We start from the raw sequence: 1,160 nt of genomic DNA, 5'->3' as shown, positions 1-1,160 counted from the left end.
GCGGCAGCTCCATCAAGCGGACTTGTTCAGTCGGCGTCATTCCTATGCCTTTACCAGATTCGAGCAGATTTTTGTTGACGCCGCGAATGCCAGTATACGTGTTGCGAAGAATCGGCAATACGGAATAGAAAAACAAAGCCACAATGGCCGGAACCTTCCCTACACCAAGGAGCGGGATAAAAAAAGCGAGGATGGCCAGACTCGGCAGCGTCTGAATAATATTGACAATGCCGATAATGGTGCCGGCTCCTTTTTTCATTCTGGTAAGTACAACTCCGAGGGGGACGGCAACCAGCACGCCCAGGATCACAGCAATGAGCGATATCGTAATATGCTCGTATGTTTTATAAAGAAGCTCGCCCCCATTGGTTTGCAAAAATTGAACAATATGATGCATGACTTATCGCCCCTCCCTATGACAATGCTGCGAGCTGCTTTTCTTCTCCCCAGAGGGAGTCATACACGATGTCGACCAGACTTGCCCTCGTCACAATTCCGATCAGGCGTCGGTCTTCATCCACAACGGGAACATATTTGACACCCCGTTTTAAAATTTTGCGGACCGTGTCGCGCAGCAGTGTGCCGCTTAGTACTGTGTATATATTTTCATGTAAAACCTCACCTACGAGATTGGCCTTTTTCCGGCATTGATCAATGATTTCAACATCGACATAGCCTTGCAGAACGTGCTCGTCATCGACGACCAGCAATGAATCGACCCGTTCCTGCCTCATCAGCTGAATGGCCTCAGAAAGCGTTTTATCCGCGGTGATCGTTACAGGCTGTGTGTTCATAATCTGGTCAACCCGTTCAACATCCGGGCTGGATGACTGAATCAGCCGCTCCTTGCCGATAAATTCCTCAACAAATTCGTCTGCCGGATTTCTTAAAATGTCATCGGGCGTTCCAACTTGAACGATTTCTCCCGCTTTTAAAATCACAATCCGGTCTGCCAGCTTAATCGCTTCATCCATATCATGGGTAACAAATACGATGGTTTTATGTAAGGTTTTTTGCAGTTTTTTAAATTCTTCCTGGAGGGAATCCCTCGTAATCGGGTCGAGTGCCCCAAACGGTTCATCCATTAAGATAAGCGGCGGCTCCGCGGCAAGTGCCCGTAATACACCAATTCGCTGCTGCTGCCCCCCGCTTAATTCATA

The 1,160-nt window shown here is 48.3% G+C and carries 1 protein-coding gene and 1 pseudogene; both read right to left on the bottom strand.

Translation table 11 applies throughout. The annotated features are described in order from the left end of the window. Nucleotides 1–397 (bottom strand): annotated as a pseudogene (gene opuBB / locus ACWHAR_RS22445) (choline ABC transporter permease OpuBB); the annotation flags it as partial. A gap of 16 nt (nt 398–413) precedes the next feature. Further along, on the bottom strand, nt 414–1,160 hold a 747-nt coding region (gene opuBA, locus ACWHAR_RS22440; protein ID WP_452087875.1), incomplete at its 5' end, for a choline ABC transporter ATP-binding protein OpuBA.

This window comes from Bacillus sp. LR--39 (assembly GCF_053613335.1).
The sequence above is the reverse complement of the archived record's forward strand: the minus strand, read 5'-3'. Positions and strand labels throughout refer to the sequence as shown.